The 21234-nt window shown below is 65.3% G+C and carries 19 protein-coding genes; 9 read left to right on the forward strand and 10 right to left on the reverse strand.

Translation table 11 applies throughout. From position 1 onward, the window contains the following. The first annotated feature begins 11 nt into the window (after positions 1–11). Positions 12–785, forward strand: coding sequence for an MBL fold metallo-hydrolase (locus QA645_RS03435; protein ID WP_254134893.1), 774 nt, complete (start codon positions 12–14; stop codon positions 783–785). Positions 786–952: 167 nt separating this feature from the next. Here the strand turns inward: QA645_RS03435 and QA645_RS03440 are convergent, their stop codons facing one another. The 3 genes from QA645_RS03440 to QA645_RS03450 form a co-directional block, all read right to left on the reverse strand. Then, the gene (locus QA645_RS03440) at positions 953–1723 is read right to left on the reverse strand and encodes a TIGR02186 family protein (protein ID WP_254195924.1); all 771 of its coding nucleotides are present in this window, start codon (positions 1721–1723) and stop codon (positions 953–955) included. After that, the gene (locus QA645_RS03445) at positions 1720–2637 is read right to left on the reverse strand and encodes a sulfite exporter TauE/SafE family protein (protein WP_254134891.1); all 918 of its coding nucleotides are present in this window, start codon (positions 2635–2637) and stop codon (positions 1720–1722) included. The genes QA645_RS03440 and QA645_RS03445 overlap by 4 nt, the downstream gene beginning before the upstream one ends. Before the next feature lie 343 nt (positions 2638–2980). Further along, entirely contained in the window at positions 2981–6481 is a 3501-nt protein-coding gene (locus tag QA645_RS03450; RefSeq protein ID WP_283048210.1) for a hypothetical protein, read from the reverse strand. A gap of 276 nt (positions 6482–6757) precedes the next feature. Between QA645_RS03450 and QA645_RS03455 the strand changes: the two genes are divergently transcribed. After that, positions 6758–6934 carry a DUF2934 domain-containing protein gene (locus tag QA645_RS03455; protein ID WP_254195922.1) on the forward strand — a complete coding sequence of 59 codons (177 nt, stop codon included), beginning with the start codon at positions 6758–6760 and terminating at the stop codon, positions 6932–6934. 5 nt (positions 6935–6939) lie between these two features. Here the strand turns inward: QA645_RS03455 and QA645_RS03460 are convergent, their stop codons facing one another. Next, positions 6940–7542: a PadR family transcriptional regulator gene (locus QA645_RS03460; RefSeq protein WP_283048212.1), complete on the reverse strand. Its 603-nt coding sequence runs from the start codon at positions 7540–7542 to the stop codon at positions 6940–6942. Between the two features lie 174 nt (positions 7543–7716). Here QA645_RS03460 and QA645_RS03465 point away from each other — a divergent pair, with 174 nt between their 5' ends. Genes QA645_RS03465 through QA645_RS03480 form a run of 4 tightly spaced genes read left to right on the forward strand, consistent with a single transcriptional unit; the run spans position 7717 to position 13418 of the window. Next, entirely contained in the window at positions 7717–8103 is a 387-nt protein-coding gene (locus tag QA645_RS03465) for a nuclear transport factor 2 family protein (RefSeq protein ID WP_283048213.1), read from the forward strand. Positions 8104–8136: 33 nt separating this feature from the next. Beyond that, the gene (locus QA645_RS03470; protein ID WP_283048214.1) at positions 8137–9927 is read left to right on the forward strand and encodes an acyl-CoA dehydrogenase C-terminal domain-containing protein; all 1791 of its coding nucleotides are present in this window, start codon (positions 8137–8139) and stop codon (positions 9925–9927) included. Positions 9928–9975: 48 nt separating this feature from the next. After that, the gene (locus QA645_RS03475; RefSeq protein WP_283048215.1) at positions 9976–11184 is read left to right on the forward strand and encodes an acetyl-CoA C-acetyltransferase; all 1209 of its coding nucleotides are present in this window, start codon (positions 9976–9978) and stop codon (positions 11182–11184) included. Positions 11185–11204: 20 nt separating this feature from the next. After that, positions 11205–13418, forward strand: coding sequence for an FAD-dependent oxidoreductase (locus QA645_RS03480; RefSeq protein ID WP_283048216.1), 2214 nt, complete (start codon positions 11205–11207; stop codon positions 13416–13418). A 451-nt stretch (positions 13419–13869) separates the two neighbouring features. Here QA645_RS03480 and QA645_RS03485 read toward each other — a convergent pair whose 3' ends face one another. Beyond that, a complete protein-coding gene (locus QA645_RS03485) occupies positions 13870–14178 on the reverse strand; it encodes a hypothetical protein (protein WP_283048217.1) in 309 nt (102 codons plus the stop codon). Positions 14179–14406: 228 nt separating this feature from the next. Then, positions 14407–15021, reverse strand: coding sequence for a glutathione transferase GstA (gene gstA, locus QA645_RS03490; protein ID WP_283048218.1), 615 nt, complete (start codon positions 15019–15021; stop codon positions 14407–14409). A 126-nt stretch (positions 15022–15147) separates the two neighbouring features. Between gstA and QA645_RS03495 the strand changes: the two genes are divergently transcribed. The 3 genes from QA645_RS03495 (at position 15148) to QA645_RS03505 (ending at position 17827) form a co-directional block, all read left to right on the forward strand. After that, positions 15148–15645, forward strand: coding sequence for a MarR family winged helix-turn-helix transcriptional regulator (locus QA645_RS03495; protein WP_254195918.1), 498 nt, complete (start codon positions 15148–15150; stop codon positions 15643–15645). 101 nt (positions 15646–15746) lie between these two features. Next, positions 15747–17117, forward strand: coding sequence for a glutamate--cysteine ligase (locus QA645_RS03500; protein ID WP_283048220.1), 1371 nt, complete (start codon positions 15747–15749; stop codon positions 17115–17117). A 134-nt stretch (positions 17118–17251) separates the two neighbouring features. Beyond that, entirely contained in the window at positions 17252–17827 is a 576-nt protein-coding gene (locus tag QA645_RS03505) for a PAN domain-containing protein (RefSeq protein WP_254134880.1), read from the forward strand. Between the two features lie 138 nt (positions 17828–17965). Here QA645_RS03505 and QA645_RS03510 read toward each other — a convergent pair whose 3' ends face one another. Genes QA645_RS03510 through tldD form a run of 4 tightly spaced genes read right to left on the reverse strand, consistent with a single transcriptional unit; the run spans position 17966 to position 21098 of the window. Beyond that, positions 17966–18532, reverse strand: a complete 567-nt coding sequence (locus tag QA645_RS03510; protein ID WP_283048221.1) for a nucleotidyltransferase family protein — start codon at positions 18530–18532, stop codon at positions 17966–17968. Between the two features lie 8 nt (positions 18533–18540). After that, on the reverse strand, positions 18541–18888 hold the full coding sequence (locus QA645_RS03515; protein ID WP_283048222.1) for an MmcQ/YjbR family DNA-binding protein: 348 nt from the start codon (positions 18886–18888) through the stop codon (positions 18541–18543). A 9-nt stretch (positions 18889–18897) separates the two neighbouring features. Continuing rightward, entirely contained in the window at positions 18898–19674 is a 777-nt protein-coding gene (gene lepB, locus QA645_RS03520; protein ID WP_283048223.1) for a signal peptidase I, read from the reverse strand. Beyond that, positions 19671–21098 (reverse strand): metalloprotease TldD, encoded by a 1428-nt coding sequence (gene tldD / locus QA645_RS03525; protein WP_254134877.1) that lies wholly within the window; start codon positions 21096–21098, stop codon positions 19671–19673. Before tldD ends, lepB begins: the two co-directional genes overlap by 4 nt. Positions 21099–21234: the final 136 nt, after the last annotated feature.

Raw genomic sequence — 21234 nt, forward strand, 5'->3', positions numbered from 1 at the left:
GAGTTCCCCTCATGCCTGTGTCCATCACCCTGATCGGCGGCCCCACCGCGCTGATCGAGATCGACGGCTTTCGCCTGCTCACCGATCCGACCTTCGATGCGCCCGGCGCCTATCAGTTGCCGCATGTGAAGCTCGAGAAGACCATCGGTCCCGCGGTGAAGGCCGACGCGATCGGCCCGATCGATGCCGTGCTGCTCAGCCACGACCAGCACTCCGACAATCTCGACAAGTCCGGCCGCGACTATCTGCTCAAGGCGCCGCGCGCGCTGACGACCGAGGCCGGCGCAAAACGTCTCGGCGGCCATGTCGAGGGCCTCGCGCCCTGGGCGACGGCGCATCTGAAGGACGCCGACGGCAACACGCTGACCATCACCGCCACGCCGGCGCGTCACGGCCCGGCCGGCATCGAGCCGCTGTCGGGCGATGTCATCGGCTTCGTGGTGCAGTCGAGCCGCAAGGACACGAGCGCGGTCTATATCAGCGGCGACACCACCTGGTTCGACGGCGTCGCCGAAGTCGCGCGCCGCTTCAAATGCGGCGTGGTGCTGCCCTTTGCGGGTGCTGCGCAAACCCGCGGGCCGTTCCATCTCACCATGGACACCAACGACACCATCGAGACCGCGCGCGCCTTTCCCGACGCGATGATCGTGCCCGTGCATACCGAAGGCTGGGCGCATTTCCGCCAGAACAGCGAGGATTTGCGCAAAACGTTTGATGTGCTCGGCTTCGGGACGCGGTTGCGGTTGCTTGAGCCCGGCGTGCCGACGGTGGTTGAGGCGCCGTAGGCATCACTGCGTCTGTTGTCATGCCCCGGCTTGACCGGGGCATCCAGTACGCCGCGGCCATTGTTGTGAGAGCGAGCTACATAACGCCGGCCTCTGGAATACTGGATCGCCCGGTCAAGCCGGGCGATGACGAAAGGAGAGAGTGGCGCGCCTCCCTACGGCGGAGGCTAATCCTTCCGAAACACGATCGACGCCATCCATCCCGTCATCAGCGCCATGGCCGCGGTGACGAGGCCATAGACCAGCCCGTTCTGCCGCGCCGTCGTCGCGACGAATTGCTCGAAGCCGACCTTGACGATCTCGAACGCGGTCTCGGTCTTGCCGATGAACGCGCCGTTCGCGAACAGTTTTATGTCCACCTCATAAGTGCCGATCGGCACCTCCGCCGGCAGCGGGATGCCGGTGCGGAACAATGTTGGGGTCAGGAACGTCACCGCGCTCGCATCCTCGCGATACAGCCCGCGCTGGGTGCGCAGGCGAATGAACGCGGAGCGGAAGGCGTCGTTCGGCACCACGTCGGCGTAATCGCCGCTGACGCGCTGGGTCAGCAGCACGTTGTTGAGCCCGATCTGCTGCCGCCGCGCGATCTCGGGCGAGGTGATGCTGTCGAACGGCCGATTGGCGAACAGCGCCAGATAGCTCGGCACCTGCAGGAACTGTCGGTAGTCGGTGTTGATCCAGATGCCGAAGGTGCGCTCCTTGCGCCGCGTCACCATGTCGGCGCGCGGGCCCATCACGGTGACCACGAGATCGTAGGCCGTGCGGTCGGCCGGCGTGGAAGCGTCCTTCTCCACCGAACCGAACAGCACCAGCTCCTCGCCGGAATAGTTTGGCGTCACCGTGACGCGGTGGTTGGAGACCGACACGATCAGCCGCTCGGCCCGCGCGGACGCGCCGAGCCACAGGACCAGAAGCGCCGCGAGAACAACCCGCGTCATCCGCTCACTCCCAGCTCACGGATGGTGAAGAGGTCTTCGGGGCGGATCACCAGCTCGACCGCGAAGCGGACGCCGACCGAAAGGATCAGCAGGCCCAGCAGCAGCCGCAGCTGCTCGCCGCGGATCTTCTGGCCGGCGCGGGCGCCGAATTGCGCGCCGGTCACGCCGCCGACCATCAGGATCAGCGCCAGCACGGCGTCGACGAGATGATTGGTCACTGCATGCAGCATGGTCGCGAACAGCATGGTGACCAATGTCAGGATCATCGAGGTTCCGATTACCGTCGAGGTCGGCACGCGCAGGATATAGATCATGATCGGAACCAGGATGAAGCCGCCGCCGATGCCCATGATCGCGCCGATGAAGCCGATCACGACGCCGATGACGACGACCGGGATCACCGACAGATAGATCTTGGAGCGCTTGAACCGCATCTTCAGCGGCAGGCCGTGGATCCAGCTGTGCGTGCGCCGCGGCGGCACGGCGCCGCGCCGGGTCCGCATCAATGCGCGCAGGCCTTCGGAGAACATCAGGCTGCCGACCGTGGTGAGCAGCACCACGTAGGAGAGCGCGATCATCAGATCGAGCTGGCCGAGCGCGCGAAGCTGCGTGAAGGTCCACACGCCCAGCGCCGTTCCGGTCACGCCGCCGCACAACAACACGCTCGCCAGCGCCGGATCGATCGCGCGACGTCGCCAATAGGTCAGCGCCCCGGAAAACGACGAGGCCGCGATATGGCTCGCCACCGAGGCGACCGCGACCGCGGGCGTGATGCCGATGAAGATCAACAACGGCGTCATCAGGAAGCCGCCGCCGATCCCGAACATGCCGGAGACGAAGCCGACGGCCGCGCCCATCGCCAGCACCAGGAACACGTTGACCGGAAGATCGGCGATCGGAAGGTAGAGCTGCATCGGACCCACGCTCCGGCGAGACGGATCGATTTCGCGGAGCGCTCGCTCGAAGGGCATGCCGCGTCCTTCAATAGCGGAATTCGGTGCGGGGCGGGACCGGGAAATTTGCGCGTGGTGAATGATCGGGACCAGCTTGTCTGAACTGATCAAGCCAGGGACGCGGATCACCTCTCCCGAAGGGAGAGGTCGGAGCGCATCGAAGATGCGATCCGGGTGAGGGGTTACAGTCTCAGTGAGTACCGCGGCCCCTCACCCGGATCGCTCAGGCGCGCAATTGCGCGCCAAAGCGATCCGACCTATCCCCGCTGGGGAGAGGTGGGCACCGGGCTCAATCTCATCGAGCTTAATGCGCCGCCGAGGCCGACTTCTTGGTCGCCACCGGCTTCGGCGCGGGCTTTGCAGCCGCCTGCGGAGCGCTGTCCCAGCCGCCGGCCGGCGCCTGGACGTTGACGGCGTCGTCGGGCTGCGGCTCGGCGCTGAAGGTCTGGATCGCGAGCTTGGCAGCGGCGAGCGATTGCGGGTCGAGACGCTTGGCGACGTCGTCGCGCTTGGTCGCTGCGTCCGCGTCGCCCTGCCCGGCGGCGAGGGTGAACCATTTGTAGGACTCGGCGAGGTTCTGTTCGACGCCGATGCCGCGGGCATAGAGGATGCCGAGGTTGAACTGGCTGTCGGCGACGCCGCGGTCGGCGGCTTTGCGGAACCACTGCGCCGCGCTCTTGTAGTTGGCGCCGCGTCCGCCGCCGTCGGCGTCGAGCACCGCGAGATTGTGCATCGCCTTGGCGTTGCCGCGCTCGGCGGCCTGCGTGTAGTAGCGGCGGGCGATGTCGGCGTCCTTCTTCACGCCCAGGCCCTTTTCGTAGAGCGTGCCGAGACGGAAGGTCGCGGGCACCACGCCGGCCTGCGCCGCGCGGTCGTACCACTTCGCCGCTTCGTCGTAATTCGCGGCCACGCCCTTGCCCTCGGCAAAGCGCACGCCGATCTCGTAGGCCGCGGTCGCATCGCCCTTCATGACGGCGGTGCGCAGGGCGGGACCAGCGATGCCGTCAGGCAGCTTCTCGCTCGGCGGCACCTGGATCGTGCCGAGCCGTGCGCGGCTCGTGCCCGACAGCGCGCCGGTCACGTCGCCGGAGGACGCGGGCGGGGGCGGGGCTGCGGCGGGCGCGGGCGGAATTTCGACCGACGCCGTGTTGCCGGAGTTTGTCACAGGTGCGGGCGCCGGTGCGGCATTGTTCAGGGACTGCTTGCCGATCGGCGTCGGCGAGGTCATCGACGGCGTGACCTGCTCGGGCGCGGCGGGCTTGTTCTCGACCGGCGGCGGCGCCTGCGGTGCGGGCTGGCTCGTGTTCTCCATCGCCTGCGGAGCCGGCTGCGTGCTGCCGCCTTCGAGCAGGTTCATCGCCATCTTGAAGGTGCCGAGCACGATCACGACGACGCTCGCGCCGACCAGCAGCGAGCGGATCTTCGAGGTGATGGTCGAGGCGCCTTGCTGGGCTTGCGCCTGTGCCTGACCTTGGCCCTTGTCCTTGACGCGGGCCGCGATGGCGGCCTTGACGCCGCGGGCGGGCTTCTCCGGCGGCTGCGCGGCGGCAGCTTGCGCCGCGCGGCGCGCGGCCGCGATGAAGCTCGACGACGACACCGGCTCCTTCGGAGCGGCGGGGATTTCGCTGATCGCGCTTTCGGACGCGGCAATGCGCTCGGACGGCGTGGCGGGGCGGCCGTTCGGGCGCGTGCCGGGCTCGAGCGGATGATCCGGCGGCAGTTCGGGCGCGATCGCGGCGCGGGCAGGCGCCGTGTGCGGCTCGAGGATCTCGCTGATCGCGCGCGGCGGAACCGGCGTCATCGGCAGCGGCGGAGGCGCAGCCGGCACGGCAGCATGGAATTCGCGCGGCGCGGCCACGAAGGTGGAGTGCGCATGCTGCGCGGCGGCGGGATTTTGCAGCTCGGGCTTCGGGTCGTATTTCGGCGGCTGCTGCTCGCGCGCCATCGGCGCCGGCTCCGCCGGTGCCGCCATCTGCATCGGCGCGGCCATCGGCATGGGCGCAGCCATTGGCATCGGCGCAGGCGCCGGCGGCGCGGTACGCACCGCACGCAGATCGCCCTCGATCATCGAAAGGCGGTCGACGACATGGCCGAGCGTGTTGTGGACGGCCTCCAGCGAATCCTGCGTGCTGCGGTTGGTTTCGGCCTGGCTGTAGCGGATGTCGGACAGCTCGCGCTTGACGAGGTCGACCATTCCGGAATCGGGCGACGGCGCCGAGCTGCGGCTCTCGGCGAGCGCGGAATAAGTGGCCTGCTGCCGCTCGAGGTGGCGCAGGATGTCGTGCAGCCCGTCCTCGACACGGCTCAGATTGCCGCCACGCGAATCGGAGTTGGCCTCGATCCGCTCCAGCAGATAGGAGACCCGCTGCTCCAGATGCGCGAAGGCCGATGCCGAGTCGTTGCCGACCGGCATGCGATCAAAGCGGTCGGACAGCGCGCGGATCGCGGCTTCCAGATGTTCGGTGCTCTCGACAGGTTGCGGCCGCTCGCGCGTTTCCAGCGCGGCGGTGAGTGCGGCAATGCGCTGCTCCAGCACGGCAAAGCTGTCGCCGCGGTCCGAGGAGCGATTGACCTGGTCGACTTTGGACGACAGCAGCTGCACGTCCTCGGAGAGCCGTGCCAGCGCTTCGTTGGAGGCGACGTTCGAGACGATGCCGCGCAATGCCGAGATCGCGCCTTCGAGCTGGCGTACGGTCGAGGGGTCGTCATTGGCGCGCAGGATCAGATCGAGCTTGGCGCCGAGATTGCGGATGGCTTCGTCGTAGCCGGTGAGCTGCTCGGCCGGCGTCAGCGTACGCAGCACCTGCTTGATGTCGGCGAGCGCGCGCTCGATGCCCGAGAGCATCTGGCCGTCGGTGCCGTTGGAGCGGGTCTCGTCGATGCGACGGTGCAGCGAGCGGATCTCGTTCTCGATCGATTCGATCGCGCGGCGCGGCATCGCCTCGGTGATGGCGTTGCGGATCTCGGCGAGCTCGGCGCGGAAGCCGTTGATCGCCTGCTCGGTGTTGTCGGGGCGCTGCAGCGACTCGATCTGGCTCGTGATCTTGAGCAGATGGCGTTCGAGCGAGGAGAAATCCGGCCCTGCTTGCGGCGGCGGCGGAGCATAGGCGGTCGCGAGCGGCGCCATTGGCGGAGCATAGGGAGCAGCCGAAGGCGCGATCGACGGCGCGGCGCGCGGCGGCAGCTGGCGCGGTGCGAACCCGTCGAGCTCGCTCTGCCGTGCGGTGATCTCGGCGACCGCGACGTCGAACGACGCGGGGCTCAGGGGAGGCGAGCTGCGATAGACTTGCGCGGCCGCACGCTCGACCGCATCGGCCTGGCGCTGGCGCGTCTCGACCGGTGCGGGTCGCGGTGGTTGAGGCTGTGGCGCTTGGGGCTGTTGCGCTTGAGGCTGCGGCGGCTGGGGCCGCGAGATCTGCGACAGCCGGGCATCGAGCCGCGAGATCGCGTCGTTGAGCTGGCGGGCAACGCCCTGCTCGCGCGATACGTCTCTCTCACGCGACGAATCCTGGCGCGGCGCTGCGGGCTTCGAAATCCGTTCGATCTGCTGGGTGATTGCGTCGAGGCGCTGATGGATGTCGGCGACGTCGCGGCTTTCCTGGCTCTGCATCTGCTGCGCGCGCGGATCGGGACGTTGATCCTGACGCGGATCGTAAGGCCCGCGAAAGTTTTGCGGGGCAGTCTCGCCGAGCGTGGAGTTCAGCCAATCGTTGAGTGACATGCCGGCTCTGCGCGCAGCAGCTTCGGCCCGCTCCCTGACGGATGGATCGATACCGTCAACACTCCACGATACGCGCGAATTCATGACTCTGTCCGGTTCCGACTCCGGCGCCCCACCCGGCGCCTCCAGTCTCCCCACGCGTGCCGGTTGTTAAGACAATCGGATTTGACGCGGGTCGTCTGCCTCGAAAACCGACTTTTTCCTGTTACGGTAAATAACGGGTTAAGGAACGCGTCGCTGGTGTCTTAAAGTTGGGCGGCCTCGGCCTGCCTCGCCCGTGGGTACGGTCGGGATCCCGCCCTGGCAGGAACTCTCTGCGTGTTGGCAGCTTGGAACTTCAGCAACGAAGGATGGCTCAAAATGGCAGGTCTGACCGAAGAGGACGTCCGCAAGCGCGCCTACGAGATTTGGAAAGGCGCAGGCGAGCCCAGCGGGAAAATGGACACCTTCTGGTATGAGGCCGAAAAGCAGCTTCTGGCCGAGCGGTCAAAACAGGGCGAGGTGCCGCCCGGGATGACTGACAATTTGCCGGTCTAGCGCCCTCAGCCCTTCCCCTCGCGCTTGCCGTCGTCCAGCGGCACCACCGTGCCGGTCCCCTTATCCTTGCCGCTCATCGCCGACAGCGCGTCGAGTGCTTCCTCGCAGAAGTCCGCCACCATCTGCTCGTGCCGCGCGCCGAGGCGGAGCAGCAGCAGATTGCCGAGGTCGAGCACATCAGATGCCGTTCCTTCGGGAAAACGCTTCTTCAGGATCCGCTCGTAATTCTCGTGCCGGTCGCGGTGATGCTCCAGGCGGTCCATCAAATCGGTGCGGATGGGCTCGATGTCGATGCTGTCGAGCGCATGCAGCCGGACCAGCAGGTCGTCCTTGATGGACGGAGGGGTGCTCGGCCGCGCGGCCCAGTGCCGCAGCGCTGTTCGTCCTTCCGGAGTGAGCGTATAAATGAGCTTATTGGGCTTGCCGGACTGTACGACCTCACGGCCCTGGATGTAGCCGCGGTCGCGCAGCTTGGAGAGCTCGCGATAGATCTGCTGGTGGTCGGCCTTCCAGAAGAAGCCGATCGAGGAATCGAATGTCTTGGCGAGCTCGTAGCCCGTCATCGGACGTTCCGTCAGGCATGCGAGGATCGCGTCGCCCAGCGCCATGTGACCTGCCTCCCTGTGACCTTAACCAAGCAGCTTGACTTTATGCGTATCGACGCATATGCGTCAATGTGCATATGAGGTGGGGCTCCAGACCCCCGGAAGAGCACCCTTGACGCTACTGTGCATGGGGTTGTTTTCGCGTTTTTGCCAAAGCCCTTTGGGAGGCACCTGACAATGACCGGCCTCGACTCCTGGTACGCCTTCATGAAGTCCCACGACCCCAAGGCATTGTGGGAGCTGCTCCACCCCGACGCCGTGTTCGAAAGCCCCGTCGTGCACTCGCCGCAGCGCGGTCGCGACATCACCTTCAAATATCTCGCCAGCGCCGAGAAGGTGCTCGGCGGCCCGGGCTTCACCTATGTCGGCGAATGGCGAAACGCCAACGGTGCCGTGCTCGAATTCAAGACCATCATCGACGGCATCGAGATCAACGGCGTCGACATCATCACTTTCGATGCCGAGGGACGAATCACGAATTTCAAGGTGATGGTGCGCCCGCTCAAGGCCATCAACATGCTGCACCGCCTGATGGCGGAGCAGCTCGCCGCCGCTCAATCATAAACCAATAGTCAGAGCCCATGCCGGGAGACCGCAATGCCGATCTATAAAGCCCCCGTCGAAGACGTGAACTTCCTGATGAACGACGTCTTCCAGATCGACCGCTACGACAATCTCGCCGGCTTCTCGGATGCATCGAGCGACGTGCGCGAGGCGATCCTCGGCGAAGCCGCCAAGCTCGCCGAAGAGGTGCTGCAGCCGCTCAATCGTGTGGGCGATCTCGAAGGCTGCAAGCGCGCCGATGACGGCAGCGTCACCACGCCGAAGGGTTTCAAGGACGCCTTCAAGCAGGTCGCCGAAGGCGGCTGGCTTGGTCTGTCGGCGCCGACCGAGTTCGGCGGCCAGGGCCTGCCGGTGACGCTCTCGCAGGCGGTCAACGAATTCCAGATCTCCGCCAACATGGCCTTCTCGATGTATGGCGGCCTCACTATGGGCGCGACCGCCGCGCTGATCGTTCACGGAAGCCCTGAGCAGAAGCAGACCTACGTGCCGAAGATGGTCGCCGGCGAGTGGACCGGCACCATGAACCTGACCGAGCCGCATTGCGGCACCGATCTCGGCATGCTCCGCACCAAGGCGGTGCGCCAGGCCGACGGCAGCTTCAAGATCACGGGCACCAAGATCTTCATCTCGGCCGGCGAGCATGACCTCGCCCCCAACATCATCCACCTCGTGCTCGCCCGCATCGAGGGCGCGCCCGCCGGCATCAAGGGCGTGTCGCTGTTCGTGGTGCCCAAGTTCCTTGTGAATCCGGATGGCTCGGTCGGCGCCCGCAACGGCGTGGTCTGCGGTTCGATCGAGCACAAGATGGGCATCCACGGCAATTCGACCTGCGTGATGAATTACGACGGTGCCACCGGCTGGCTGATCGGCGAAGAGAACAAGGGCATGCAGGGCATGTTCGTGATGATGAACGAGGCCCGCCTCGGTGTCGCCGTTCAGGGCCTCGCGCAATCCGAGGTCGCCTATCAGAATGCCGTCGCCTACGCGCGCGAGCGCATCCAGGGCCGTTCGCTCACCGACGTAAAGGCGCCGGACAAGCCGGCCGATCCGATCATCGTGCATCCCGACGTGCGCCGCACGCTGCTGTCGATCCGCGCCTTCAACGAGGCCGCGCGCGCCTTCGTGATGTGGACCGCGCTGAAGAGCGACGTTGCCCATCGCTCCGAGGACCCGAAGGACCGTCAGGCCGCGGATGATCACATGGGCCTGATGACGCCGGTGCTGAAAGGCTTCCTCACCGACTACGGCTTTGCCAACGCGGTGCAGGCGCAGCAGATGTATGGCGGCCACGGCTACATCGCCGAGCAGGGCATGGAGCAGTTCGTGCGCGATGCCCGCATCGCCATGATCTATGAAGGCGCCAACGGCATCCAGGCGCTCGACCTCGTCGGCCGCAAGCTGCCGCGCGACGGCGGCCGCGCCATCATGGCGTTCTTCGGCGAGGTCATGGCCTTCGCCAAGGAGAACGGCGGCGACGAGGCGCTCAAGCCCTTCATCGCCCCGCTCTCGGCCTCGCTCGGCCATCTCCAGCAGGCCACCACGTGGCTGATGCAGAACGCGATGGCGAAGCCGGACAATGCCGGCGCCGCCGCGACCGACTATCTGCATCTCTTCGGCTTCGTCGCGCTCGGCTACATGTGGGCGAAGATGGCGAAGGTGACGCAAGCCAAGATTGCCGCCAGCGGAGCGACGCCCTATCTCTCGACCAAGCTCGTCACCGGCCGCTTCTTCATGGAGCGCATGCTGCCGGAAACCGCGGCCAATCTCGCGCGCATCCAGTCCGGCTGCGCCACCATCATGGAACTGCCGGCGGAAGCGTTCTGAGCCTGCTTCCGCGCTAACAGAATTCGAACACCAGATCAGGAGGGCGTCATGCCTGAGGCATTCATCTACGATCACGTTCGCACCCCCCGTGGCCGCGGCAAGGCGGACGGTTCGCTGCACGAAGTCACCGCGCTGGCGCTCGCCACCGTGCCGCTGAAGGCGCTGAAGGACCGCAACAATCTGCCGGAAGATTCCGTCGATGACGTCGTGCTCGGCGTGGTCGATCCCGTCGGCGAAGCCGGCTCCGACATCGCGCGCTTTGCCGCGCTCAAGGCTGGTCTCGGCGAAGCCGTGCCCGGCGTGCAGATCAGCCGCTTCTGCGCCTCCGGCCTCGACGCCGTGAACTTTGCCGCCGCGCAGGTGATGAGCGGTCAGCATGAGCTCGTGATCGGCGGTGGCGCCGAATCGATGAGCCGCGTCGGCATCGGCGCCTCCGGCGGCGCCTGGCCGATGGACCCGTCGATGGCGGTGCCCGCTTACTTCATGCCGCAGGGCGTTTCGGCCGACCTGATCGCCACCAAATACGGTTTTTCGCGCGACGACGTCGATGCCTATGCGGTGCAGAGCCAGCAGCGTGCAGCAAAATCCTGGGAGGAAGGCCGCTTCGACAGGTCGATCGTGCCGGTGAAGGACATCAACGGCCTCACCATCCTCGCCAAGGACGAGCATATGCGTCCCTCGACGACGATGCAGTCGCTGGCGCAGCTGCAGCCGTCGTTCACGATGATGGCGCAGATGGGCGGCTTCGACGGCGTCGCGGTGCAGTCGCACCCGGAGATCGAGCGCGTCAACTACGTGCATCACGCCGGCAACTCGTCGGGCATCGTTGACGGCGCCGGCGCCGTTCTGCTCGGCAGCAAGGACGCGGGCGCGAAGTACGGTTTGAAGCCCCGCGCAAAGATCCGCGCGTTTGCCAATGTCGGCTCAGAGCCCGCGATGATGCTGACCGGTCCGGTCGACGTCACCGAAAAGCTGTTCGCGCGTTCCGGCATGAAGAAGTCGGATATCGACCTGTTCGAGCTCAACGAAGCCTTCGCTTCGGTCGTGCTGCGCTACATCCAGGCCTTCGACATCGACAACGCCAAGATCAACGTCAATGGCGGCGCCATCGCGCTCGGTCATCCGCTCGGTGCGACCGGTGCCATGATTCTCGGCACCGTGCTCGACGAGCTCGAGCGCACCAACAAGTCCACCGCCCTGGTGACGCTGTGCATCGGCGGCGGCATGGGCACCGCGACCATCATCGAGCGCGTCTAAGGGGTAGGGGAGCAACCAACATGGCTTACAAGAATTTCAAGGTTGAGACCGATTCCGACGGCATCGCGCTGGTCACCTGGGACATCCCCGGCCGTTCGATGAACGTGCTCGACGAGACCTCGACCAGCGAGCTCGATGCGATCGTCAAGGCGACCACGGCCGACGCCGCGGTGAAGGGCGTCGTCATCACCTCGGCCAAGGACGCGTTCTGCGCCGGTGCAGACCTCTCCATGCTCGAAGGCATGAACCAGGCCTACGCCAAGGTCCTCAAGGAGCAGGGCGAGACCGCCGCGAATCAGATGCTGTTCGACCAGAGCCGCCGCTTCTCGCAGGTGCTGCGCTCGATCGAGACGTCGGGCAAGCCGTGGGCGGCCGCGATCAACGGCCTCGCGCTCGGCGGCGGATTCGAGATCACGCTGTGCTGCCACTATCGCGTGGCCGCCGAGAATCCCAAGACGCGTCTCGGCTTGCCCGAGGTCAAGGTCGGCCTGTTCCCCGGCGCCGGCGGCACCCAGCGCGTGCCGCGCCTGGTGCCGCCGCAGGACGCGATGACGATCCTGCTCAAGGGCGATCCGGTGACGCTCGACAAGGCCAAGGCGCTCAATCTGATTCACGCCATCGTGCCGGCTGCCGACCTCGTCAAGGCGGCGAAGGACTGGATCAAGGGCGGCGGCAAGGCTGTCGCGCCCTGGGACGAAAAGGGTTTCAAGCTGCCCGGTGGTCCTGTGTTCTCCAAGGCCGGCATGATGATGTTCCCGGCCGGCAACGCGATTTATCGCCGCGAGACCTACGACAACTATCCGGCCGCGCGTGCGATCATGAGCTGCGTCTATGAAGGCCTACAGTTGCCGATCGACGCGGCACTGCGCGTGGAGTCGCGCTACTTCACCTCTGTGCTGCGCTCGAAGGAAGCGGCCGCGATGATCCGCAGCCTGTTCCTGTCGATGCAGGAGCTGAACAAGGGCGCGCGCCGTCCGAAGGACGTGCCCGCGACCAAGGTGAAGAAGATCGCCGTGATCGGTGCCGGATTCATGGGCGCGAGCGTCGGCTACGTCTCGGCCCGCGCCGGCCTCGACGTCGTCTTGATCGATCGCGACCAGGAGAGCGCCGACAAGGGCAAGGCGCATGCGCAGAAGGTGATCGAGGACCAGATCAAGAAGGGCCGCGCCAAGCCGACTGATGCTGAGGCGCTGCTCGCGCGCATCACGCCGACGGCGGACTATGCCGCGTTGAAGGACGTCGACCTCGTCATCGAAGCCGTGTTCGAGGACCGCAAGGTCAAGGCGGAGACGTTCGCGAAGGCGCAGGAATATCTCAAGCCGGACGTGATCTTCGCGTCGAACACCTCGACGCTGCCGATCACCTCGCTGGCCGAGGCCTTCAAGGACCAGGGCAAGTTCGTCGGCATCCACTTCTTCTCGCCGGTCGAGAAGATGATGCTGGTCGAGATCATCCTCGGCAAGAACACCGGCGATGTCGCACTCGCGACCGCGCTCGATTACGTCCGGCAGATCGGCAAGACGCCGATCGTCGTTAACGACTCCAGAGGCTTCTTCGCCAACCGCTGCGTCGGCCGTTATGTCGCCGAGGGCAACGAGATGTTCCTCGAAGGCGTGCCGCCGGCGATGATCGAGAATTGCGCCAAGATGGCCGGCATGCCGGTGGGCCCGCTCTCGCTCTCGGACGAAGTCGCGCTCGACCTCGGTCTGAAGATCATGAAGGCGACCGAAGCCGATCTCGGCCCCAACGCCATCAACCCCGATCAGAAGAAGCTGATGGTCGAGATGGTCGAGAAGCAGGGCCGTTTGGGCCGCAAGAACAAGAAGGGCTTCTATGACTATCCCGAGGGCAAGGGCCAGAAGAGCCTGTGGCCGGGCCTTTCGGCCTTGCAGCCGAAGCAGCTCGATCCTGATACGCTCGACGTCGAAGAGCTGAAGCAGCGCTTCCTGGTGGTGCAGGCGGTGGAGGCCGCGCGCACGGTCGAGGATCACGTCATCACCGATCCGCGCGAGGCGGATGTCGGCTCGATCCTCGGCTTCGGCTTCGCGCCGTTCACCGGCGGCACGCTGTCCTACATCGACTTCATGGGCACGAAGAAGTTCGTCGAGCTCTGCCACAAGCTCGAGGCCAAGTACGGCTCGCGCTTCACGCCGCCGAAGCTGCTCGAGGAGATGGCTGCGAAGGGTGAAACGTTCTACGGCCGCTTTGCGCCGAAGAAGGCGGCTGCTGCCTGATCGCTTGAAAATCGCTCAAAGGCGGAGGCCGGATCATTGATCCGGCCTTTCGCATGTCAGGGCCCTTTATCACGGTTACGTCAGATTAATCCCCAGGTTGTGGAACCGGTCACAGAATCCGGGTAGGAACCGTGCGAGAATCCTTCGGTGCGCCCCGTCGCGTAATTGTCATATGCGCGTCAAAGCGGCGCCGTTCTTTTGCTTGGGTTGGCACTACTCTTGCTGACCAGTCGAGGAACGAAACCTTGTTGGGACACTTGCCGCACCACCGGCAAGTTGAAGACGAAATAAGAAAGTGTCCTTGATGAACTCTTTGGTGCTGCGGAAGACCGCGTTCGATCGCGATCTCGCCGCGAAATATGCTGTTACGCCTGCGCTCGGCCGCGTTCTGCCGGCGCGAAAGCCGGCCCGATTGCGGCGCAGGGGGCCCATGCTTTGGGCGGCGTTTGCGTTACTTGTGCTCGGGGCGGATTTTCTTCTCGCCTATCTCGCCTGGCTCGCCGTCGATTTCGTCATGCGGTGAGATGTCGCGCGCGTAGCGCAGATAGGTCGTCGCGAAGTAGGCGAGCTGCGAGACGGCAAGACAGATGGCAACGACGGCCACGCCCGCCATCATTCCGAATCCGTAAGCGCGAAGAATGATCGCCGCGAATATCGCGATGAAGGGCGAAAGCACGACCAGCGCCCAGATCCTGAAAAAATAACCTGTCGCTATTCCTACCAATACGCTTGCAACGATCAGGACGAAGGCAATCGTCAAGTTCAAACCTCGATACGAGCCAAAAATTATTCAATCAATCACGCCAAGCTCGCCCGCTTTGCGGGTACTGACAAGACAGCACCACTTACGTTCTGCGAACAGTAGTTCATAAGTCTAATGAGAGGTACGATAGTCCGGCGAGCTGGTTCTGCGCCGCTGTCGCCCGACGACCAACGAGAAAGGCCGGATCGTCGATCCGGCCTTTTGGCTTGCTCATGTTGCGAGCGGTCAGGCGGCCTGCGCCAGCCCTTCCTTCTTCAAGGCCTCCTGCACCTTCGGCCGTGCGGCGACGCGGGCCTTGTAGGCGGTGAGGTTTGGCATCGCCGAGAGGTCGAACTTCATCCGGTCGCCCCAGGTCAGCATCGTGAAGAGATAGCCGTCGGCGACCGAGAACTGCTTGCCCATCAGGTAGTCGCGGCCGGCGAGCTCGCTGTCGATGTGCTTCAGCTTGCCCATGACGCGGTCCTTGAAGAACGCCTTGGCGTCGTCGTTCAGGGCCGGTGCGAACAGCGGGCCAAAGCTCTTGTGCACCTCGGAGGTGAGGAAGTTCAGCCATTCGAGCAGCTTGTAGCGCTCGGAACTGTCGCGTGCGGGCGCCAGCGCCTTCGCCGGAGCCTTGTCCGCGATCATCTGGACAATGACCGGGCCTTCGGTCACGATCTCACCATTGTCGAGGCCCAGCGCGGGGACCTGACCCTTCGGATTGACCTTCAGATAGTCTTCACCGTTCTCGAGCTTCTTGGCCCGGATATCGACCTTGACCAGCTCGTAGGGAAGGTCGGCTTCGAGAAGCGCGATATGGGGGGACAGCGAGCAGGCGCCGGGCGAGTAATACAGTTTCATGGAATTTCCTCCTCTTGACGCTTGGTTGGGGCGAAAGAACGCCTACATGCACCTGCATGCAATAGTCAAGATTGATGCAGGTGCATCGAGTGGGGTAAGAAGCGGACGACGAGCTTGAGCGGGACCATGAAACGCAAACCATCAACCGAGGCAACCAGTGCCTGGATCCGCCTGATGCGGGTGCAGAGCCGTGTGCTCGACTGCGTCGAGCAGGACCTGAAGAAGGCCGGGTTCCCGCCCCTGGCGTGGTACGACGCGTTGCTCGAATTGTCGCGCGCACCGAGCGGTGAGCTGCGCCCGGTGGAACTCGAGCGGCAGATGCTGATCCCGCAATACTCGACCTCGCGCCTGATCGACCGGCTGGTCGATGAGGGGCTCGCCTGCAGGCGCGAATGCAAGATCGACAAGCGCGGCCAATTCGTCGAGATCACGGAGGCCGGCCGCGAGTTGCAGAAGCGGATGTGGGGCGCCTATTCGGCTGCGATCGAGAAATATGTCGGCTCGAAACTGTCCGATGCCGATGCCGTCAAGCTCAGCGGTCTGCTCGACCGCCTGGGTTGCTCGTGCGGTGAGATGAAGCTGCCGCCGGCCGTCAACGTCAACGAAACTTCGCCGTCGCGATGACCGCGCGGCACACCAGCTCGTCCGTGGACCCGATGGGTTCGCGGACCGTCCCCGTCACCCGCGCGCCTTCGATCGAAGCGCCCTTTTGATTAGAGTTTGATATGGCGCGAGACCAGATCGATATGACGCCGCTGCAATCGCGCGACGAGCTCGTCGCGTGGTTCGAGGCCGGCTGCAAGCCGCAGTCCGAATGGCGGATGGGCACCGAGCACGAGAAGACGCCGTTCACGCTCGAGGGCCACCGTCCGGTGCCCTATGAGGGCGCGCGCGGCATCGGCGCACTGCTCGAAGGCATGAAGCTCCTGCTCGGCTGGGAGCCGATCATGGAGAAGGGCAACATCATCGGCCTCTACGATGTCACCGGCGGCGGCGCGATCTCGCTGGAGCCCGGCGGACAATTCGAGCTCTCGGGCGCACCGGTCGAGAACGTGCACCAGACCCAGAGCGAGCTGATGGCGCATCTGGCGCAGGTGCGCGAGATCGCGACCCCGCTCGGCATCGGTTTTCTCGGGCTCGGCATGACGCCGTCCTGGTCGCGGGCCGACATCCCGGTGATGCCGAAGGGCCGCTACAAGATCATGACCAATTACATGCCGAAGGTCGGCCAATACGGCCTCGACATGATGTACCGGACCTGCACGGTGCAGACCAATCTCGACTTCTCGTCCGAAGCCGACATGGTCAAGAAGCTGCGCGTCTCGCTGGCGCTGCAGCCGGTCGCAACCGCGCTGTTCGCCAACTCGCCCTTCACCGAAGGCAAGCCGAACGGCTTCCTGTCGTTCCGCTCCGAGATCTGGCGCGACACCGACAATGCGCGCTCCGGCATGATGCCGTGGGCGTTCGAGGACGGTATGGGCTTTGAGCGCTATGTCGACTACGCGCTCGACGTGCCGATGTATTTCGTCAAGCGCGGCGACGATTATATCGACGTGTCGGGCTCCTCGTTCCGCGCCTTCTTCGACGGCCGCAACAACAATCTGCCCGGCGAGCGTCCCACCCTGTCGGACTGGGCCAACCATCTGTCGACGATTTTCCCGGAAGTGCGGCTCAAGCGCTATCTCGAGATGCGCGGCTCCGACGGCGGCCCGTGGGGCCGCCTGCCGGCGCTGTCCGCGTTCTGGGCCGGGCTGCTCTATGACGACGTGTCGCTCGACGCCGCCTGGGACCTGGTGAAGCACTGGACCGCGCCCGAGCGTCAGGCCCTGCGCGACGACGTGCCGCGGTTCGGCTTCAAGGCGCGGATCAAGGACCGCTATCTGTTCGAGATCGCCAAGGAGTGCCTTGTTCTGGCCCATGCGGGCCTGCGTCGCCGCGGCCGCATCGACGCGATCGGTCGCGACGAGACCCGGCATCTGGAGCCGCTCGACCGCATCATCGATTCCGGCCGGACTCCGGCCGAGGAGATGCTCGAGAAATTCAACGGCGCCTGGAAGGGCTCGGTGGAACCGGCCTACGCGGAATACGCGTTCTAGAGCCATCTCCCTCCCGCTCTAGGCAAATAGGCCAACGACCAGGATTTAGGCCGTTCATCGCCCATACAGGTTTGCGGCGATCAAATGACCGGCCGAAAAACCTGAGCGCCGTCAATAACTCGAAAGCTGTTCCGATGGGGAAGGGCCGCCTGCCTGCCGTCATGGCCAAGGTCTTGGCCAGCGTCGTGGCTTGCGTCACGCTGCTGTCGCTCGCCCTTGCGAGCGCGCCTGTGCGCGCCCAGACCGCGTTCGACCGGCCCGGCGGCGATTATTTCAGCACGCCGGTCACCTCGGGCGATCCCGAGGATTGCGCGCTGCTCTGCGAGCGCGATCGCAAGTGCCGCTCCTGGAGCTTCAGCTATCCCGATATCGACGGCGCCGCGGCGGTGTGCTGGCTCAAGAATACCGTGCCGCCGCGACAGCCCGCCAATTGCTGTATCTCCGGGGTCCGCGGCGCCGGCGTGATCGAGCCGCGCGTCGAGGGCGTGGAGACCTCGATCGACCGCCCCGGCGGAGACCTGCGCAATTTCGAACTCAAGGAAGGCGAAGGCGAGGACGCCTGCAAGGCCGCCTGCACCGCCGACAACAAATGCCGCGCCTTCACCTATGCCCGTCCCGGCTATACCGGTCGCGAAGCGCGCTGCTTCCTGAAAAAGGACATCAAGCCGCCGCGGCGGAAGGCCGGGTTCACGTCGGGTGTGGTGCGGTAGACACGGTGCCGTAGGGCGGGCAAAGGCGCCAAGCGCCGTGCCCACCATCATTCAATGATTGCGAGAGGTCGTGGGCACGCTTCCGCCTTCGCTCTTCGAGCTACGGCGGACAAGTCGCTTTGCCGACCCTACGAGAGCTCACTCCGCTGCAATCACCGTGAGCTCTGGCCACAGCGCTTTCCACCTCACGACTTTCGTCATGTAATTCGCCGCGGAGAAATTCGGACCGGGATTGGGGCGTGCAATCAGGCCTGCGGCGTCATCGAAGCCGTGCGGCGCATAGACCTCGAACCCGTCACCAGCGCGCCTCACGCCGACTTGTGTGTTCTGTGTGAGGAAGCGGTCGATACCGTCAGTCGAGCACGACAAGGGCGGATAGGGCAGGCCGTGCTTGGCCGGGTACCACAGATGCACGCGCGCCTGGTTGCGGATCTCGATCTTGGCGTGGAGATGCCCGAGCCGGGCTTGCAGTGTGCGGATCACGGCGTCCTCCGCGTCCCAGGAGGTATCGGGGTCGAAGTAGAAGATGTCATAGTCGGCAATGCCGTGATCGATGGCGCGGCCGGTACGCACATTCCACACCGTCTGCACCAGACATCCCGACACCAGCCACGCATCCGGCAGCGCGATCCGATGAAGTTCGTCGAGGATCGCGACGTTGACCGGGTTCTTCAGCGCCAGCGCGAGGAAGCGGGCCTCATCCATGGCGCCGGTCACGCGTTTGCGCGCGCATCATAATCCGCTCGCGCCGCCTTCGAGGCCAGCGTGCGCCAGCGCCGCCGCAGGAATGGTTCGACGATCGCGCGCTTCGCCTTGGACAGGCGGATCAGCACGATCGGATAATCAGCGTAGTGATCGGTGAAATAGAAGATCTTCGGCTGGCTCTCGACCAGCATTGCGCGCTCGTCGATCGGGACATCCGGCATCACGAGGCTGTCACCGTCCTCTTTCAGGCGCGCCAGCATCTTCTTGCGCACTTTCAGCGCTGGCGTGCCGTAGGAGGTGCCGTCCTCGACCTCCGGCCACGTCAGCGCAAATTTTCTGACGTCGTCGAAGGTCATGAGATCGGCTCAGTGCACGGCGGTGAAGAACCGCGCGAGGCGGAAGCCGGAGAGCCAGGTCCACACCGGCTGGCCGCGCATGCCGAGATCCCAGGAGCCGAGCACGGCGTCGGCACGGCCGACGAGATTGTCGACCGGCAGCAGGCCGACGCCGCCGGAGCGCAGCGGCACGCGGCTGTCGGCCGAGTTGTCGCGGTTATCGCCGAGCACGAACAGATGTCCGGCCGGCACCGTCACTTCCTGCGTGTTGTCGAGCGGACCGTTGTCGCGCATCTTGAAGATCAGGTGCTTGACGCCATTCGGCAGCGTCTCGATGTAGCGGTAGGCAGGCTCGCTGCCGCCATTGTCGTCCTCGGCGGCGCCGACGCCATCCGGCTTGAGCTCGGCGGGACGATCGTTGATGAAGAGCTGCCCCTGCCGCATCTGGATGCGGTCACCGGGGAGGCCTACGACGCGCTTGACCCAGGCCTGCGAGCGGTCGCCCGGCCAGCGGAACACGACGACGTCGCCCGCTTTCGGCGTCTCCGCGAAAACGCGGCCGGTTTCCGGCAAATTGATCTGGATCGGCAGCGACGAGGTGCCGTAGCCGTAGGGGAATTTCGAGGCGAGCAGGGCGTCGCCGATCAGCAGCGTCGGCTCCATCGAGCCCGATGGCACGTAGAACGGCTCGGCCAGCGCGCCCTTGGCGATGAAGACCGCGGCGACGATGCCGGCGAGCTGCACCAGCTGACCGGCCCAGCCGCTGCTCTTCCGCTTGGTGCTGACAGTTACTTTTTCAACGCTCATGCGCCCGTTCCACCCACCGTAATGCGTTCCATCAGCAGCGACGGCTGGCCGACACCGACCGGCACGCCCTGACCGTTCTTGCCGCAGGTGCCGATGCCGGTATCGAGCGCGAGATCGTTGCCGATCATGCGGATGCGATGCAGGTCGGTCGGCCCGTTGCCGATCAGCATGGCGCCCTTCAGCGGCGCGCCGATCTTGCCGTTCTCGATCTTGTAGGCCTCGGTGCATTGGAAGACATATTTGCCCGAGGTGATATCGACCTGTCCGCCGCCGAAATTGGCGGCAAACACGCCGTTCTTCACCGACGCGAGAATCTCGGCCGGGTCGCGGTCGCCCGCGAGCATGTAGGTGTTGGTCATGCGCGGCATCGGCACATGGGCATAGCCCTGGCGGCGACCGTTGCCGGTCGGCTTCATGTTCATCAGCCGCGCGTTCTGGCGGTCCTGCATGTAGCCGACCAGGATGCCGTCCTCAATCAGCACGGTGCGGTTGGTCGGCGTGCCCTCGTCGTCGATCGACAGCGAGCCGCGGCGCGAGGCAATGGTGCCGTCGTCGACCACGGTGACGCCCTTGGCCGCGACCTGCTGGCCCATCAGGCCGGCAAACGCAGACGTCTTCTTGCGGTTGAAGTCGCCCTCAAGGCCATGACCGACGGCTTCATGCAGCATCACGCCGGGCCAGCCGGCGCCGAGCACGACGTCCATCTCGCCGGCCGGGGCGGGAATCGATTCCAGATTGACCAGCGCCTCGCGCAGCGCGCCGTCAGCGGCGTCGCGCCAGTTCTTGCTCTCGATGAATTCGGCATAGCCGGCGCGGCCGCCATAGCCCTTGCTGCCGCTCTCCTGGCGGTCGCCCTGGCCGGCGACGACGGAGACGTTGACGCGCACGAGCGGGCGGATGTCGCGGTAGCTCTCGCCGTCGGGCCGCAGGATCTCGACGACCTGCCAGGTCGCACCCAGGCTGACGCTGACCTGCCGCACCCGCGGATCCTTGTCGCGCAGGTAAGCGTCGATTTCGGCGAGCAGCTTGACCTTGGTCTCGAAGCCCGGCGCGTCCAGCGGATTGTCGTCACTATAAAGCCGGACGTTGGTATGAGCCGGCGGGGCGGCAAAGCTGCCGGAATAGCCGCCGCGGACGGCGGCCACCGCGTCGGCGGCGCGAATCAGCGCCGGCAGCGACACGTCGGAGGAATGCGCATAGCCGACCGCATCGTCCTTTACGGCGCGCAGGCCAAACCCTTGCGAGGTGTCGTAGGTCGCCTGCTTCAGCCGCCCATTGTCGAACATCAGCGCTTCGGTCTGGCTGTATTCCAGGAACAATTCGCCGTCGTCGGCACCGGCAAGGCCGCGCGCGACCTCGTGGCGAACCTGGTCGCGGTCGAGATTGGCGCGGTCGAGCAGGGAGGTCGTGGCAGGGTTGGTCATGCGTCCGTCCATTATCGGGGGATGTGAGGCAAGATAATGGTTTCCCGGCAGTTCCGCGAGGGGCGGGCCGTCACATTACGGAAACGATAGATACGCCTTCCCCTTAAGCCGGCTTTCAAAATTTCAGTCTATCTGG

It is taken from the genome of Bradyrhizobium sp. CIAT3101 (assembly GCF_029714945.1).
Taxonomy (GTDB): domain Bacteria; phylum Pseudomonadota; class Alphaproteobacteria; order Rhizobiales; family Xanthobacteraceae; genus Bradyrhizobium.